Origin of the sequence: Paraburkholderia sp. Ac-20342, assembly GCF_017104985.1 — a bacterium.
GTDB lineage: Bacteria > Pseudomonadota > Gammaproteobacteria > Burkholderiales > Burkholderiaceae > Paraburkholderia.
Genome location: NZ_JAAGPQ010000132.1, coordinates 1 through 16,733, shown reverse-complemented (window position 1 = coordinate 16,733; position 16,733 = coordinate 1). Strand labels below are relative to the sequence as shown.

General features: G+C 61.9%; 10 protein-coding genes, 1 tRNA gene and 1 pseudogene. 9 read left to right on the top strand and 3 right to left on the bottom strand.

The genetic code is table 11. From position 1 onward, the window contains the following. Positions 1-132: 132 nt before the first annotated feature. Positions 133-668: pseudogene (locus G3N58_RS31625) on the bottom strand (IS5 family transposase); the annotation flags it as partial. Positions 669-1,160: 492 nt separating this feature from the next. Between G3N58_RS31625 and G3N58_RS31620 the strand changes: the two are divergent. The 7 genes from G3N58_RS31620 (at position 1,161) to G3N58_RS31585 (ending at position 14,835) form a co-directional block, all read left to right on the top strand. Beyond that, entirely contained in the window at positions 1,161-9,560 is an 8,400-nt protein-coding gene (locus tag G3N58_RS31620; protein ID WP_206001145.1) for a hemagglutinin repeat-containing protein, read from the top strand. 303 nt (positions 9,561-9,863) lie between these two features. Then, positions 9,864-10,400, top strand: coding sequence for a hypothetical protein (locus tag G3N58_RS31610; protein ID WP_206001146.1), 537 nt, complete (start codon positions 9,864-9,866; stop codon positions 10,398-10,400). Positions 10,401-10,445: 45 nt separating this feature from the next. Beyond that, on the top strand, positions 10,446-10,772 hold the full coding sequence (locus G3N58_RS31605; RefSeq protein WP_206001142.1) for a colicin E5-related ribonuclease: 327 nt from the start codon (positions 10,446-10,448) through the stop codon (positions 10,770-10,772). After that, positions 10,772-11,101, top strand: a complete 330-nt coding sequence (locus G3N58_RS31600; RefSeq protein ID WP_206001141.1) for a colicin immunity protein — start codon at positions 10,772-10,774, stop codon at positions 11,099-11,101. The genes G3N58_RS31605 and G3N58_RS31600 overlap by 1 nt, the downstream gene beginning before the upstream one ends. A gap of 394 nt (positions 11,102-11,495) precedes the next feature. Then, positions 11,496-11,837, top strand: a complete 342-nt coding sequence (locus G3N58_RS31595) for a hypothetical protein (RefSeq protein WP_167283497.1) — start codon at positions 11,496-11,498, stop codon at positions 11,835-11,837. 126 nt (positions 11,838-11,963) lie between these two features. Further along, a complete protein-coding gene (locus tag G3N58_RS31590; RefSeq protein ID WP_206001140.1) occupies positions 11,964-13,727 on the top strand; it encodes a ShlB/FhaC/HecB family hemolysin secretion/activation protein in 1,764 nt (587 codons plus the stop codon). Between the two features lie 61 nt (positions 13,728-13,788). After that, complete coding sequence (locus G3N58_RS31585; protein WP_206001139.1) at positions 13,789-14,835, top strand: hypothetical protein; 1,047 nt, start codon at positions 13,789-13,791, stop codon at positions 14,833-14,835. A 405-nt stretch (positions 14,836-15,240) separates the two neighbouring features. Here G3N58_RS31585 and G3N58_RS31580 read toward each other — a convergent pair. Next, positions 15,241-15,317 (bottom strand) — tRNA-Met (locus G3N58_RS31580). 227 nt (positions 15,318-15,544) lie between these two features. Here G3N58_RS31580 and G3N58_RS31575 point away from each other — a divergent pair. After that, entirely contained in the window at positions 15,545-16,042 is a 498-nt protein-coding gene (locus G3N58_RS31575; RefSeq protein ID WP_206001144.1) for a heme-degrading domain-containing protein, read from the top strand. Between the two features lie 4 nt (positions 16,043-16,046). Next, positions 16,047-16,385: a multidrug efflux SMR transporter gene (locus G3N58_RS31570; protein WP_167285136.1), complete on the top strand. Its 339-nt coding sequence runs from the start codon at positions 16,047-16,049 to the stop codon at positions 16,383-16,385. Positions 16,386-16,425: 40 nt separating this feature from the next. Here G3N58_RS31570 and G3N58_RS31565 read toward each other — a convergent pair whose 3' ends face one another. Next, positions 16,426-16,722: a hypothetical protein gene (locus G3N58_RS31565; RefSeq protein WP_346777796.1), complete on the bottom strand. Its 297-nt coding sequence runs from the start codon at positions 16,720-16,722 to the stop codon at positions 16,426-16,428. Positions 16,723-16,733 lie beyond the last annotated feature (11 nt).

The window sequence follows — 16,733 nt, the reverse complement described above, 5'->3', positions numbered from 1 at the left end:
AACAAGGGCTCACAGAAAATTTCGTGTCACTACAACGCATCGACAACCACGGACGCCAAGTGTTTGATCTATAAGGTGCTCTGGGTCGAAATTGCCTCAAATTCCGGCCGGAAATGTCGAACTCGGGTTGCCCGGGCGTTTGCGTGGCTGTCCGTTCAGGCCTGGCACCGCAGGAATGGCATCAAGCGTGGGCTCGAATGCCATCGAATCGTGCCGGTTAGCCCCCGTGACCGTGATGGCCAACGGAATGCCGCGCGCATCTACGACGATGTGCCGTTTCGACCCGAGCTTGCCCCGCTCTGTCGGGTTAGGGCCGGTTTCCTGGCCCCCCGGGGGCTGGAAACACTGGCGGCATCAAGACTTGCCCGTTCCCAATCAATCTGGTCATGCTCACGCAATCGGCAAAGCATCGCCAGATGCAGTTTCTCCCACACGCCTACGGCTTGCCAGTCGCGTAGCCTTCGCCAGCAGGTCATCCCGCTGCCGAAGCCCAGTTCTTTCGGCAGGTATTCCCATGGAATGCCTGTTTGCAGGACAGACAGGATGCCGTTCAATGCTGCGCGGTCATCCACCGTCCGGCGACGTCCGCCTTTGGGCGACGGCGTGAACACCGGAATCAACGGCTCCAGAGCCGCCCATAACTCGTTACTGATTTTTCGTCTTGCCATCTCGCCAGGATATGGCGTCCATCGCTTGATGTCCAGGTTGTGTTAGCGACTCTAATGCGGGCAAAGCCGCCGCGAAGCTCAATGCGTTGAAACATGGTATGTGCTCGACGTACTGGCGCGAGGAGCGGCGGCGGGTGCATGCACTGCTACGCGAGTGCCGGGATCGGTGTACGCGGTCATGGTGACACGTCTGGGTACATCGTAACCAGACGGCCGGTTTCAACACCTTTCGTCGATGAACTGCTGGTGTCCGTTTTAACTGCCCGTCCCGCGCGAGCTTTTTATTTCAGCATAAAACATATCCGTCTGAAATAAGATAAATCCTAATTCGTTATTCACGATGTATTAATGCGAAATTTAACGGTTATTCATCTTTTTATTCTGGATTTAAAACCCGTCAGTCATTAGTTTACGAACCCTGATTGCTTCGTAACGTGAATTGGCAAAGTGAATAAAGATAGTTATCGGCTGGTATTCAGCCATCTGGGAAACATGCTCGTTGCCGTTGCGGAGACCGCCACGGCAACAGGGAAGGAAGCCGGACAGACCCCAGTTTGCAGTCACGGTAATCCCGCAGGATACACAGCGTTATTTTCGCTTCGGCAGATCGCGTTCGCGGCGCTTGCATTGCTCGGTGTGCTGCCCGCCTGGTCCAGCGCACAGATCGTCCCCTCTGGCGCGAACGCACCCAACGTGATCAGTACGGCGAACGGATTACCCCAGGTGAACATCAACCGGCCTTCCGGCGCGGGTGTGTCGATGAACACCTATTCGCAGTTCGACGTGCAGAAGGCCGGCGCGATCCTCAATAACTCGCCGGTCATCACGAACACGCAGCAGGCCGGGCAGATCAACGGCAACCCGAACTTCGGGGCGAACCAAGCTGCGCGCATCATCGTGAACCAGGTCAACAGCAGCGCGGCGAGTCAGATCAACGGCCATCTCGAAGTGGCAGGACAACGCGCAGAGGTGGTGATTGCTAACGGTTCCGGCATTTCGGTGAACGGCGGCGGCTTCCTGAATACCTCGCGCGCCATTCTGACGACAGGCAGGCCGAACTTTGCCCCCGATGGTTCGCTCACCGGTTTCAACGTGAGGGGCGGCAACATCACCGTGCAGGGAGCAGGACTCGACGGCTCGACCGTGGATCAGGTTGACCTGCTGGCCCGTGCGGTGCAGGTCAATGCGGAGATATACGCCGGAAAGAACCTGAACGTTATCACCGGCGCAAACCAGATCGGTCACGACTCACTGGCGTTCACGCCGATTGCAGGCGACGGACCCGCACCGGATGTCTCGATCGACGTGAGCCAGCTGGGCGGCATGTACAGCGGGCGCATCTTTCTGGCGAGCAACGAGTATGGCGTAGGTGTTTCGAACCAGGGCGTGATCGCCGCGCAGGCGGGCGACCTGACGTTGCAATCGAATGGCCTGCTGTCCCTCGCTGGCAAGACCAGCGCGAGCGGCAATCTTGCCGCAACAGGCAGCGATATCCAGAACAGCGGCACGACCTACGCGCAGCAAAACGCGACGCTTTCGGCCAGCGGTATGGTCACCAACAGCGGCACAGTAGCCGCGCAGCAGAATACGACGGTCAACGCCACGAGCGTGAATTCAACCGGAACGCTGGGCGCGGGTGTGAACGGCGATGATGGTTCCGTGGGCTCAGGTGACGACCTGAACGTAACAGCATCCGGTCAGCTGAACGCCACTGGACAGAACGTCGCGGGCGGTAATGCGTCTCTGTCGGGCAGCGGCGTGAATCTCGCTGGCGGCCGCACGTCGGCAAACGGCGCGCTCGTGCTGGCTGCAAATGGCGGTGACCTGAATCTGTCGGGTGCGACAACGACGGCGGGCGGCACGCTCGACGCACGCGCGGCAGGCACGCTCACGAACGACAACGGCGCGATGTCGTCGGGTGGCGCGCAGACCATCACGGCGGGCGCACTCTCGAACCGCAACGGCCAGATCGTTTCGGGTGGCACGCTGTCCGTGCAGACGTCGGGTGCGCTCAATAACGCGCAAGGCATGCTGGAGGCGGCCGGAAGGGAAGCCATCGACGCCGGTTCGATCGACAACACGGCGGGACGTATCACGTCGCTCAACGGCGATGGTCTGACGGTGAACACCGCGGGGGCGCTCGTCAACGCATCGGGCACGACTGCGAACGGTGCCCAGGGCGGCGTCATCGGTTCGAACGGCGGACTGGATGTGGCGGCTGGCACGCTGTCCAACCAGGGCGCGATGTCCGCGCTCGGCGATGCCACGCTCACTGCGCAGACGATCAGCAACGATGGCGGCTCCGTGACGGCGGGCGGCTCGCTCAGTGCGCAGGCCACAGGCGCATTGTCCAACGTACACGGCCAGTTCTCTGCAACGGACACCACGGTTTCCGGCGCAACCATCGACAATACCTCGGGCCAGATTGACGGCGATCAGGTCAGCGTGTCGAGCGCGGGCGCGCTCGTGAATCGCAGTGGCTCGATTACCCAGTCAGGCACGGCGGACCAGACAGTCAGCGCGGGCGGTGCGCTCGACAACACGAACGGCACGCTTGCCACCAATGCACAGAACCTCGCGATCAGCGCCCAGGCACTCACGAATGACGATGGCGCGATCCAGCACGCGGGTACCGGTACGCTGGCGGTGACGACAGCGGGCGCGGCGTCGAATGCCTCGGGCCAGATCGTGACGAACGGCACGCTTCAGGCCAATGCGGCTTCGCTCGACAATACGGGCGGCACGCTTTCCGCACAACAGGCCGCGAGCGTGAGCGCCACGAGCGGCATCATCAACCGCAACGGTGGACAGATTTACGGCGCAGACGGCCTGACGGTGGTCACGCAGGGCACGCTCGACAACACGGCGGGCTCGGTACAGAGCGGCGGCAATCTCACGGCCAGCGCGGGCAGCGCGATTGAGAATTCGGGCGGCGTGATTTCCGCGAACGGCGCGGATGGCACGCTCACCGTGTCCGGCTCCACCCTCGACAACACGTCAGGCTCGATCACGAACGCGGGCACGGGCGCAACGTCCGCTACTGCCGCTGATTCGATCACCAACACGGGCGGCGTACTCGGTGGTAATGGCGACGTGGGTGTGACCGCGCAGACCCTGACCAACTCCGGGAGCGGCCAGCTTGTGGCGGGTGGTGCCGCCAGCCTGAACGTCGCAAACCGGATCGATAACGCGGGCGGCAGACTGTACGGCGGCACGGCGCTGAGCGTGAACGGGCCCGGCGCGGCGCTCGTCAATGACGGCGGCACCATCGAGGGCGGCCAGGATGTCTCGCTCGCGGTGGCGTCCCTGTCGAACGCGGGCGGCGCAGTGCGCGCCAACCGCGATATCAGCGTGAGCGGCGCGCTCGCGGGTGGCGGCGAGATGACGGCAGGCCATGATCTTACGCTCGTGCTCGAAGGCGACTTCGTCAACGACGCAGCGAGCGCCCTGCACGCCGACAACAACCTCACGCTCGGCGTGACGGGCACGTTGACCAACACCGCCGCACTCGGTGCGGTCAACGCACTGACGGTCAGTGCGGCCAACATCGTGAACGCAGCCGGTGCCGACATGAATTCGTCGGCTACCACCGTCAACGCCACGGGCGATATCGCGAACGCGGGTGAAATCGAAGGCGATGCGGTCACGACGCACAGCGCCAGCCTGAACAACACGGGCGCGGTGATTGGTAACAACGTCATCGTCAACGCCACGGACGTGACCAATGCGGGCGCGCAGGCGGTCATCGCAGGGGCATCGTTCCTTGGCATCTACGCGGGCAGTTCGCTGACGAACGCGGACGACGCCCTGATCTACAGCGGCGGGAACATGGAGCTGGCGCGCGACAATGCGCGCGACTCCACGGGTCTGCTCGCGAACCAGACCGGCATCATCACGAACAGCGCGGCCAGCATCCAGGCGGCGGGCGATATCGACGTGGCCGCGCGCACGCTCGCGAACCAGCGCACGGGCGTTCAGACCGAAGCCGGAACGCCGGTCACGACCGAGGGGCCGACCCTGACGCTGTGGACAGGAGGCATTCCGATAGACGAAGTCGCCAGCTACCACAGCGCGATCTATGGGCAGTGGATTTTCAGCGGCGCTGGGGGCATCGGTGGTCAGGTCATCGGCAAACTGGCCAAGCCGCTGGTCGTGACGTTACCTGCTTCACAGGTGAGCAGCATCGACGCCGCCAGCCAGACGTTCTCGCTTGCCACGCCGCTGACGGATACCTACAGGCTGTGTCCAACGACCTACTGTGTCGCGGACCCGCAGAGCCGCACCATTACCAATAACGCGGTGCAGTATTACCAGAGTCTGGTCCAGAACAGCGACGGTACGGTCACGGTCACGTTCTATCCTGACTACGATCCGGCGAAGAACATCGCGCCTGACCAGGTGAGGATCGATACGACGCTTGGCACAGACAGCCACGATTACGTTGAACTGAGCCGCACGTCTACCACCACGACCGCGACTGACCAGCTTCTGAATCCCGGCACGGCGGCAACGATCCAGGCACAGGGCTCGATCCGCGTCAATGCCGATGGCGGCACGATCAACAACGACTCGTCCACGATGGCCGCAGGCGGCGATCTCGTGCGCCGCGCAACAGGCGGCTCGGTGAACGATACCGGCATCCTGTTGCAACAGACCGGCACGCAAACAGATGTCTCGACCTTCTACTGGCACGCCAAGACCAGCGACAGCAACGACACGAGGCCGGATGTCAAGGACGACACGGTGCCGCTACCGTCCACCACGGTTGCCTCGCTGCCCGCGATTACGACGGCCAACCAGACCGTCCAGACCGACGCACAGGACATCACCATCGGCTCGGTCGATCGTGTGGGGCAGACCGTGACGGGCGCGGGCGTGTCCGGGGGCGACGCAACCGGCACGCACCTTGGCAGCGCCAGCGCTTCGGGCAGCCGCCCGCAGACGCTTGGGAGCGCGGGCGACGGCATCCCCGGCCTGACGCTGCCCACGAATGCGCTGTACACGTATCACACCGCACCGGATGCAACCTGGCTGGTGGTCACGGACCCCCGCTTCACGAGCTATTCGAAGTTCATTTCGAGCGACTACATGCTGGCGGCACTAGGGCTCAATCCCCAAGCGGTGGAAAAGCGCCTGGGCGACGGTCTCTACGAAGAACAGCTTGTCATGAGCCAGGTCACGCAACTGACCGGCCGCACCTTCCTGGGTCCCTATACCAGCGACATGGACGAGTACACCGCGCTGATGGACAACGGCGTGGCCTATGCGCAGGCATTCAACCTGAGCGTTGGGGTGGGACTAAGCGACGCGCAGATGGCGCAACTCACCACCGACATGGTGTGGCTGGTGAACCAGACGGTGGCGCTGCCGGATGGCACGCAGCAAACCGTGCTGGTGCCCAAACTCTATCTTGCGCAGTCCAGTACCGTTGACCTTCAGGACAGCGGCGCGCTGGTGGCGGGTAACAGCGTGAACCTGAACGCCACGGGCGACATGGCGAACAGCGGGCATGTCGCGGGCGATGTTGCGACCACGGTCATCGGCAATAACGTCGTGAACCGTGGCGTGATCGGTAGCGGCGGCGCGACGACGGTCGCGGCGGTGCAGGACGTGACGAATATCGGCGGGCGTATCGGTGGCGTGGATACCGTGGTCAGCGCGGGGCTCGATATCGTCAACCAGAGTACGACCGCGCAGGCGGCGGTCGGCGCGAGCACGTCCGGCTTCTACTCGAATGCGAGCGGGATGGCGGTGCAGTCAGCGGGCACCATTTCGGCAAGCGACGGCGCGACGCTGGCAGCAGGCCGGGACGTGAACCTGGACGGTGCGGCGATCCGGAGCGGTGGCGACACCACGATTGGGGCAGGCCGTGATATCAACGTGGGCACCACAACGCTGACGGCCACCCAGGATGCGGGAACCACTGATGGTCTGAATGGCCACCACAGCATCACCACAACGAGCGTGGGCAGCACGATCACGACCGGCGGCAGCCTCACTACCGTCTCGGGCAACGATACGACGCTGACCGGTGCGCACGTTCAGGCGGGCGGCGATGCCCCGCTGGTGGCGGGTGGTGACCTGACGGTGACAGCGGCCAAAGACACGGCCACCTATAACGGCCAGTCGGTGGGCGGTGATCTTTCCCACCACAAGGACTCCACATACGACGAGACCGCACAGGGCAGCAGCATCAATGCAGGCGGTAACGCGACACTCGCGGTGGGTCAGGCTGGTACGGGCAATCTCGCCATCCTCGGTTCGTCGGTCACGACGGGCGGCGTCAACGGCGCAACGGGCGGCGCAGTCATCCTGCAATCGACGGGCAATATCACGGTCGGCGCGGTGACGGAAACGCACGACGCGGATCACTGGTCGCAGACGAACCATGCCAATGCGTTGTCGAGCGAGAAAGTGACCGACACGTCTACCTCGCATCAGGTGGCATCGGTCGGCTCGCTCGTATCGGGCGATTCCGCGGCGGCAAGCGCGGTGCACGACCTGAATATCAACGGTTCCACCGTTGCCGCGACGAACGACCTGACGCTGTCGGCGGGCCACGACCTTAATATCACGACGACGCAGGACACCAGTCAGAGCAGTACCACGCACGAAGTGCAGGCGTCCGGTTTCGGCGCAATGAGTGGTGGCGGCGCGAGCATCAACTACGGCACGCGCGAAGAGAACGACACCACGCACGACAGCAGCGTCACCCACAACGGCAGTCTGGTCGGCAGCACGAACGGCAGCGTAACAATGAGCGCCGGTCAGGACCTGCATATCACCGGCAGTGAAGTGATCGCGGCACAGAACGTGTCCGGCAACGCGGGCAATGTCATCATCGACGCGGCCACCAACACCTCGCATCACGACGATTCCCAGGAAATGAAACAGAGCGGCTTCACGCTCGGGCTGTCGGGCAGTGTCGGGGACGCGATCAACAGCGCGGTGAGCCAGGCTCAGGCCGCGAGCAGCGGGGCTGGCGATTCGCGCGCGACAGCCCTGCACGCGTTTGCCGCAGCGGGTAACTCGGCTATCGCGGTGGCGGGCATGACAGGCGGTGCGCTGGCCGGATCGTCCCCGAGTGTCGGCGCGCAACTGAGCTTCGGGACGAACCAGAGCAGAAGCAACGCCAGCGAAGACCAGACTTCGCATATTGGCTCAACGGTGCAGGCAGGCGTTACGACCAGCTTCGTGGCGACGGGTGACGGCACGGCGGGTTCGGGCAATATCACGGTGGCGGGTTCGAACGTCAGCGCGAACGACATGGTGCTGGCCGCCAGGAACCAGGTCAATCTGCTCAATACGACCGATACCGATACTACTGCCAGCACCTACAAGTCGAGCAGCGCGAATGTCGGCGTGTCCTACGGCACGCAGGGCTTCGGCGTGTCGGCGTCGATGTCGAATGCGCACGGCGATGCGAACAGCGACGCAGCCATGCAGAACAATTCGCACGTGAGCGGGGCGAACAGCGTCACGATCGTGAGCGGCGGCGATACGAACATCATCGGCTCGAACGTGAACGGCGGCACGGTCACGGCCAACGTTGGCGGCAACCTGAACATCGAGAGCGTGCAGGACACGACCGTGAGCACCGCGCATCAGAGCAGTGTGAGCGGCGGTTTCAGCGTCAGCCAGGGCGGCGGCAGCGCGAGCTTCAGCGCGCAGAACGGTCACGCGGATTCGAACTATGCGCAGGTCAAGGAACAGGCCGGGATCAATGTCGGCGACGGCGGGTTCAACATCAACGTCAACGGCAACACGGATCTCAAGGGTGCGGTGATTGCGAGCGACGCCGATGCGTCGAAGAACAGCCTGACGACCGGCACGCTGAGCTTCAGCGACATCGAAAACGAATCGCACTACAGCGCGACGAGCAACGGGTTCAGCGTGGGCGCAGGCGTTGGCAGCACGGGCAAGGCATCGGGACCGGGTTCGGTCGGCGGCTCGGGCGGTATCGTGCCGATGATCTCGCAGAATGAACACGGGGACGAAAGCGCGACGACGCGCAGCGCTATGGGTGCGGGCACGATCAACATCACGGATGGCGCGAAGCAGACGCAGGACGTGGCGGGTCTGAGCCGGGACACCACCGACACCAACGGTACGGTGTCGAAGACGCCGGATGTGAATGCGCTGCTCGCGCAGCAGGCCGATCTGATGAACGCAGTGCAGGCGGCGGGTCAGGTCATGGCGCAAGGTATCGGTGCGTATGCGGATATGAAGCGCGACGCTTCGGCTAATGCGGTCGAAGCGGCAGCCAACAGCAATGATCCGCAGGCTTTGGCAGCCGCGCTGGCCGACTACGCGAACTGGCGTGAAGGTGGTGACTCGCGTGCTGCGCTTCAGGAGGGAGGCGGAGCGGTAATCGGCGGCCTGGGCGGCGGCGTATTCGGTGCGTTCGGTGGCGCAGCAGGCGCAGCGATTTCTTCGAAGCTCGCGGACCAGACGAAGGCGGCGGCAGACGCTGTATCCGACGCGACCGGTTCGTCGCTGATCGGCAACATTAGCGGGAATATCCTATCGGGTCTGGCGGGCGGCCTCGTTGGTGGCAGCGCGGGTGCTGCGATGGCGTCAGGGGTGAACCTGTATAACCAGTCGATGGACACGGAGGCCGCGGCAAAGGACGCACGCTTGAAGGGCATCGTCGCACAGGCGCTTGGCAGCCCGCCTGACCTCGACTCGTTTTCCGTTAGTACGCTGATTGACCAGTTCGTCGGACAGGTGAAGTCAGGCGCACAGGCCAGGATGTCCGAGTCGCCAATCGACCTGCTGGCACAGGGCGTCGCAAACGGGCTGAATGCCGTGGTGGGCACGGGCGGCGGCAAGCCCCCTGCGGCGAGTCCGGGGGGGGGGGGCTGGCGGACTCTGTGGCTGGACAGGCAATGAATGCGGTGCCGGGAACTCCGGGGTATGGGCCGAGCACGGCGACGCTGAATAGCGGGAACGACGCAAACTCCGAAAGCGCCGGTGATAGTTCAGGGTCAAGCGGCAAGTCAAGAAACAAGCCGCCCGCTTCGTTGCCGGAAGCAGATGGTTTGCCGCATACAATCATAGAGCGCCCAGGACCCGACGGGCAGTACACCACGTACAACAGCGATGGGACTTCGCTGCAATATCGCGGATCTGGGCAAGATCATGGAGGAATCCCACGTCCCAACGTTAAGGAAACAAGTGCAAATGTAGCGCCGGATGGAACAGTCTTTGTGGGGAAAGGCGTGGTTCGGCCTGCTACACCGAATGAAATCCCAAGGGGTAAGTGAAATGACTATTGAAAACTGGAAATACGACGATTTCGTCAAGGCAAACGGCGGCAAATTCTCGGCTTTAGACTTCATACATGCTGTCTCTGCAAAGGTCGCGTTGCCTTGGGATTTTGCGCTCTGTATGGGTCATTTGTTTGCTCCACAAATGCTCATGTTCGATGGCGTTGTCGTGATCGTCGAATGGTTTGATGGCGAAAGATACCAGGAGTATCGAAACAACGGGATGCACCCGGAGCAGGCTCAGGCATGGACAAATATGGTTGAGTTAACTGATATTTTTCAAGGAATTTCATTCGGAAAGGCAAAAGAACTCGCAGTGTTCATCGCAGCGTTGTGGAGTGAAAGAATCAGCCAGATTTTTCCTGACGAAGCGACTAGAGCAAGCGTTATTTCGGATGAAGGTTTGAACGAAGTCTTTATCACAATTGGACGATTCTCTGATACACCGCTTACATCGGGATGAAGCGCTGTTGGTTGGGGGTGGTCGGGGTATGGGCCTGCTAATGCGATGTTGAACAGCGGGAATCAAGATAGCAATGGGAAAGCACAGACTCCTATCATTGACAACAAGATCGGGGCGCAACTGCCAGAGAGAGGATGGACCACGCAGGACAATCAGAATGCAATAAATGATGGCCCTACGGGCACAGCTTTCGACCAGCGCTCGACATCGAAAACACCAGTTGGGTTACCTGGGAACGACACTGCGACGGTATATGGATCGAAAGATGGATATGTTGTCGTGAACGATAGAACTGGGGAAGTCGTTCAGGTCAGTGACAAGACCGATCCGGGATGGATCGTTGACAGCCGAATTCAATGGAAGGGCAAATAATGAGTATTGATAGAACGAAGCGTTATGTCGATGCAAGCGACTACTTTTCGCACAACGGAAGTATTGTCATGAAGCTTTCAACTGAAGCAGCAATTGCTGTCTGTGCCGAGGCCTCGAAACGTGGGTTTGTAGTATCACACATAGAGGGTGGGATATGGCATAACCCTGGGTTCGAGGCACGCATCGATTGTATTTGGGACGGTGCGGAACCACCGATTGATCAGGACAGGGCGCATGTGAACAACCTCACCGCGATTGAATTTATCCACTCAGAATCAGCCGAACATGACACGTTCATAATCACAGCGCCATCGATAGCCGGGTGGTAATCGGGGGATGGGGCGGGCAATGCGACGCTCAATAGTGGGAACAAGGACGAAACCGTAGATAGCCCTGTCTATATTATGTCCCCGGACTTCATGGCGTCGAAGAGCTTTCAGATGTTCCGAGACCCTCCTTCGGGCACGGATTCGGAATGGCTCTTTACCACAGGAGGGAACGTTTCTAGCGAAGGCCGTTTGGCCTCACTGTTCGAAATTGCGAGCAACCGCCCAGAAGTCATTCCATTTCTGGCATTGCCTGCTGCGTCGTCGGTCGTTCTGAAAGATGGTCTAGTCAAAATCAGTCACGGCAATTGGAAAGTCCGTGCAGATTCAAGCGAACTTTTGAGTCGACTCCCAACTAGCGACCTTATCAGTTGAAACCAGCTGGAAGAAAGGGGTCATGGCTGCACAGCAGCTTCACATTTCCACGATGCCGCATTGTTGCGGAAATATCATGCATCGAGAATTTCGCCGTCCCCCAGTAGAGCCGCGCCGTTCCACGTGGCCCTACCGCTTCGCCGAAATGTTCTTCGGTACGATCGCGAAGGCGACGATGGTCATCGCTGTTTTGCTTCTTGTCGCTCTCGAACTTTTCAGTGTCGGTACAGGCGGAGACATAGGCGACCTTCCGACAACTCGCAGAGGCTGGCGAAATCTATTGCTCGTTATGCTGACGATTCTCATCGTTGCTGCGCTTGGTATTTATTTCTTTGCCCCCACGGCGAGTCACCCACATCGCTGAGACGATCGGGCAGTGCTGTGGGCAAGTTTGAAGGCGCGAATGCGTATCGCTTCAACCGGCAACTGCGCGCCATTGGCGAATGTCCGCTTCACCCGCATATTGATCAGAATCAGGAATTGAAGAACAATGAAAATCAGCAAGAGGCTATCGCTTCTGTCGTTGATAGCCTCTGCCTCGCTCGCGGGGCCGGCTGTCCACGCACAACAGGCCCCGACGCCTGCGGATACCGCAGCAGCGGCACGCGCCAACGCCGAGCAGAGCCAGCAGGTCGAGCAGCAACGCAATGCACAGGAACGCGAAGCGACGGTTAATGCGCCTTCGGTGCGCTCGACGGTTGAGCGCGCCTCTGGCTGGCCAGACCTGCCGCCTGAAACGCCATGCTTCCGCATCGACTCGTTCGTGCTTGACGTGCCGGCAACGCTATCGGAAGCAGTCCGCTCGCAAGGCGCATCCGCATTGCCGCTCGACCGCTTCGCCTTCGCGCGCGAATGGCTCGACCACTACACGGGCCAATGCGTAGGCAAGGCCGGACTCGACACGCTCACGAAGGGACTGCAACAGGTCATCCTGAGCCGGGGCTACATCACCACGCGCGTACTGCTGCCCGAACAGGACCTGTCAACCGGGACGCTGAAGTTCGCGCTGGTGCCGGGTGTTATCGGCAAGGTCCGCTTTGCCGATCCCGCCATGCGCGGCACGTGGAAGACGGCCTTCCCGACCCGCGATGGCAACGTGCTGAACCTGCGCGACCTCGAACAGGGACTCGAACAGATGAAGCGCGTCGGCAGTCAGGACGTGTCCATGCAGATCGTTCCGACCGATGTACCCGGCGAAAGTGACGTGGTGCTTGACGTGAAGCGTAGTAAGCCGTGGACCGTGGTCGCGTCGGTCGACAACTCGGGCACGCGTGCGACTGGCAAGCTCCAGGGCAACCTGAGCCTGGGTATCGACAACCTGCTCGGGCTGAACGATATCTTTAACATCGGCGTCAGCCAGGACCTCGAATTCGGCGACAGGCGCCTCGGCTCGCACGGCTGGAACGGCTTCTATACCGTTCCATGGGGCTACTGGACCGGCACGCTGTCGGCCTATACGAACACGTACTATCAGCAGATCGCGGGCGTCAACACGACTTTCGTGTCAAGCGGCAATTCGCAGACGGTCGATTTCAAACTGGCGCGTGTCCTCATGCGCAGCCAGAACAATGTGCTCGGCGTGCAGTTCCGGATGACGAAGCGCTTCGGCGAGAGCTTCATCGAGGATGCCGATATTCCGCAGCAGCATCGCAACAATACCTTCATCGAAGCCGCGCTGACCGATCGCCATTACTTCGGCGCATCTCAGTTCGATGGCAGTCTCGCTTACCGTCAGGGGATCGGCGGACTTGGCGCAACGCCGGACTATTACCCTGATGGCCCGACTTACCGCTTTCACATGGCCCTGCTCGACGCGAACCTGTCGGTGCCGTTCCAGATCGCGAACCAGCCGCTACGCTACGTCACAACCGTTCACGGCCAGTTCACCAACAACACGCTCAACTATATCGATGACCTGACCATCGGCAGCCGATACACGGTACGCGGCTTCGACGGCGAAACGATGCTGGCCGCCGAGCGTGGTTTCTTCTGGCGCAACGAGCTTCAGGTGCCGATCGGCTCGACGGGCCAGTCGGTGTATGCAGGTATCGATTACGGCCATGTGTTCGGGCCGAACGCCGCGTTTCTTGCCGGGACACAACTGGCGGGTGCGGTGATCGGTGTGCGTGGCGGTACATCGGCAAAGGTCGGCGCATTCGCCTATGACCTCTTTGCAGGTACGCCCATCTACAAGCCGTCGGGTTTTCCGACTGCGCGGGTGACACTGGGTTTTCAGGCGACGATGCAGTTCTGACGCCAGAGTCATAAAACGTAGCGGGCTGCGTAATTTCCGATCACGACGACGGACTTCGACCATGACGACTTCATCCACTCCACGTACCGGCTCACGGCCCGGTGACGCGACCCGGTTTCAACGTCTGGCGCAGGCGGCTGCCGCCAGCGGCATGACGCTGCTGGCTACGCAGTGGGCCGGCGGAAAAGCGGTGTACCCGGTCATCTGCCGGAACGGGCATCGTTTTACACGACATGGCTCGCGTCTGCTGAAGGGCAACACGACGTGCCAGCAGTGCCAGGCGGACGAAATCCGCCAGCATTTCTTCGCTGTCCTGAAGCAGAAAGGCTTCCGGTGCAGCGATAACGCCTTTCGCGGATTAACCGCTCGACACACTTTCACCTGCGGCAACGGCCATGCATGGACCGTCGAGGCCCGCAAGATCGTGGAGGGCACGGGCTGCCCGGCATGTGCGGCCGGGCGGCGATCCGCGCGGATGACGCTGCCGGACGGCCTCAGGCGGTTGCAGGACACCGCCGCAGCGCATGGCGGCCGCTGCCTCGCGTCGTCGTATGGCGGGATGAGGGGGGCGCATCGGTGGGAATGCGCGCGGGGTCACCAGTGGCAGGCGGTGGCGGCGAGAATCGTCGAGGGCAGATGGTGTCCGCGTTGCGCGAGCCAGCGGCATGGCGAAAACCAGCGTGACCCGAACGGGATGGCGCGACTCAGGGCGCTCGCGCAATCGTACGGCGGCGAGTGCCTGGACGAAGGCTATTCCACGGTCGCGGCCCGCTACCGTTTCCGGTGCGCGCACGGGCACGAGTGGAGCGCTCGGGCGCATCTGGTCATTGCGGGAAGCTGGTGCCGGCATTGCGCGAACGAGTCGAAGCGCTCGACGCTCGAACAGATGCGGGCGGTCGCCCATGAGCGCGGCGGCCAATGTCTCAGTACCGTGTATCTGGGCAGCAAGGCCAGACTCGTATGGCAATGTTCGATGGGGCATGTATGGGAAAGCCTGCCGGGCAACGTGATCCATCGTGGTGCCTGGTGCCCGGCGTGCTTCCGGCTGCGTATCACGAAGAAGCCGCATCTGCGCTCGCGTTATGACGTGCGGGGGGGAGCCGGATAAGGCCGCGCTCTGACACTGCACGGATCGACAGGCACCGCAGCCTGCAAAAATGATAGCTTTTGATAACGGATTTGGGAGAGGGCTCAATGTCTTGCGAGCGGATTCCGGGGCGTTTTCCCGGAATGCGGGGATTCACGATTGCGCGTCTACCAGATGGTATGGCAGGTCGCCGGGGAATGATGGTCAGGGTTCGCCATTCCACGCGCCCTGATCGGGATGCGGAAATCATCGGGAGCGGACGGCGCTGTTTCAGGCCCGAGCGGCGACAGGGTCGCCTCAACCCCGTCTGGCATGGTACGTACAGGCGCAGATTCGCGTCGACGCCAGCGGGTTACATGGTGGTTACACGAAGCCGGAAAAGACAAAAGGGTTACGCGCAAAAATGCTGTAACCCTTTGATTTGACTGGTTGCGGGGGTAGGATTTGAACCTACGACCTTCGGGTTATGAGCCCGACGAGCTGCCAGACTGCTCCACCCCGCGTCCGTCGAAGAAAAAATTATAGAACAACCCGACAGCCGGCGCAATAGCCATGTAAGGATTAGCTTCATTACGCTTCGCGCGGGCGGCTCGTTGCCGCGCGAGTCCTCTGCCGTACCGCTGCTTGCGCGAGGCCGCCCGCAAACGCTGCGCTAGAATTCCGGTTCCTTACGCGCCTCGCCATGCTTCACGACGGCGAGCGCTTCAACTCTTTCCTCGCTCCGGATTTCATGGATATCGCTCACGATCTGCAGGTGATTGCCACTCAGGAAAAGACCCTCGTGTTTCCGCGTTTCGATGCCGACCGCGCGTGGCAGGTCGGTGTCCATTTGCGCGAGGTCGCGAAGGTGCGCGGCGTTGCCGCCGCGATCGACGTGCGCACTTTCGGCCAGCCGCTGTTTTTCAGCCTGCTCGACGGCGCGACGCCCGATAACGTCGACTGGGCGCGCCGCAAGGGCAACACGGTCGCGCACTTTCGCCGCAGTTCGTACGCGATCGGCCTGAAGATGCAGCTGGCCGGCGCGACGCTCGCCGACCGGCACGGTCTGCCGGTGGCCGAATATGCGTCGCACGGCGGCGCGTTTCCGCTGACGGTGGAGGGCGCCGGCGTGATCGGCTCGATCACGGTGTCGGGGCTGCCGCAGCGCGCCGATCACGAGTTCGTCGTCGAGGCGCTGTGCGCGCATCTCGGGCACGACTACGGCAAGCTCGCGCTTGCGAAGGTCTGACGCGATGCGGCTGCCTCCGTATGCCTTGCTCGCCATCGCGATCGTCGCTGAAGTGATCGCGACCTCTGCGATGCGCGCCTCCGACGGCTTTTCGCGGCTGCTGCCCTCGGCGGTCGTGGTGGCCGGTTACGGCATCGCGTTCTACTGCCTGTCGCTCACGCTGAGGAGCATTCCGGTCGGCATCGTCTACGCGGTGTGGTCGGGCGCGGGCATCGTGCTGATCACGCTGGTCGCGCTCCTGTTCTACCGGCAGGTGCCTGATCTACCGGCGATGATCGGGCTCGGGCTCATCATCTCGGGCGTCGTCGTGCTGAATCTTTTTTCGAAGATGCAGGCGCATTGAGCGGGCGATCCGTACTCGCGCACGTCGAGCGCCGCGCCGCTTACTTGCAGCGCACGATCATCGAGCGGTTCTTGACGTTGGCCGACACGACGTTGGTGACGCTGCCGCCCGCGGTGCCGCCTTCGTCGTTGTCCTTCGAGACGATGTCGTAGCCGGTCGCGCCGCATGCCTTGCCGGCCTGCACGTAGCACGAGGCCCAGCTCGAACCGGCGTCGGCGCCGCTGCAATTGACCGCGAAGCCGGTCTGTCCGTTCGGCAGGTTGATCAGGGTGGTGGTGTTCGACGACGCGCAGCCCGCGAGGCCCGCGGCGAGCAGCAGGGCGGCCGCCGGCGCGATCGCCCGCGACA

Coding starts and splice junctions, on each gene's coding strand:
- G3N58_RS31570 (WP_167285136.1), top strand. CDS start 16,047: ATGCGGCTGCCTCCGTATGCCTTGCTCGCCATCGCGATCGTCGCTGAA.
- G3N58_RS31585 (WP_206001139.1), top strand. CDS start 13,789: ATGACGACTTCATCCACTCCACGTACCGGCTCACGGCCCGGTGACGCG.
- G3N58_RS31595 (WP_167283497.1), top strand. CDS start 11,496: ATGGCTGCACAGCAGCTTCACATTTCCACGATGCCGCATTGTTGCGGA.
- G3N58_RS31600 (WP_206001141.1), top strand. CDS start 10,772: ATGAGTATTGATAGAACGAAGCGTTATGTCGATGCAAGCGACTACTTT.
- G3N58_RS31605 (WP_206001142.1), top strand. CDS start 10,446: ATGTTGAACAGCGGGAATCAAGATAGCAATGGGAAAGCACAGACTCCT.
- G3N58_RS31590 (WP_206001140.1), top strand. CDS start 11,964: ATGAAAATCAGCAAGAGGCTATCGCTTCTGTCGTTGATAGCCTCTGCC.
- G3N58_RS31620 (WP_206001145.1), top strand. CDS start 1,161: ATGCTCGTTGCCGTTGCGGAGACCGCCACGGCAACAGGGAAGGAAGCC.
- G3N58_RS31575 (WP_206001144.1), top strand. CDS start 15,545: ATGGATATCGCTCACGATCTGCAGGTGATTGCCACTCAGGAAAAGACC.
- G3N58_RS31610 (WP_206001146.1), top strand. CDS start 9,864: ATGGAACAGTCTTTGTGGGGAAAGGCGTGGTTCGGCCTGCTACACCGA.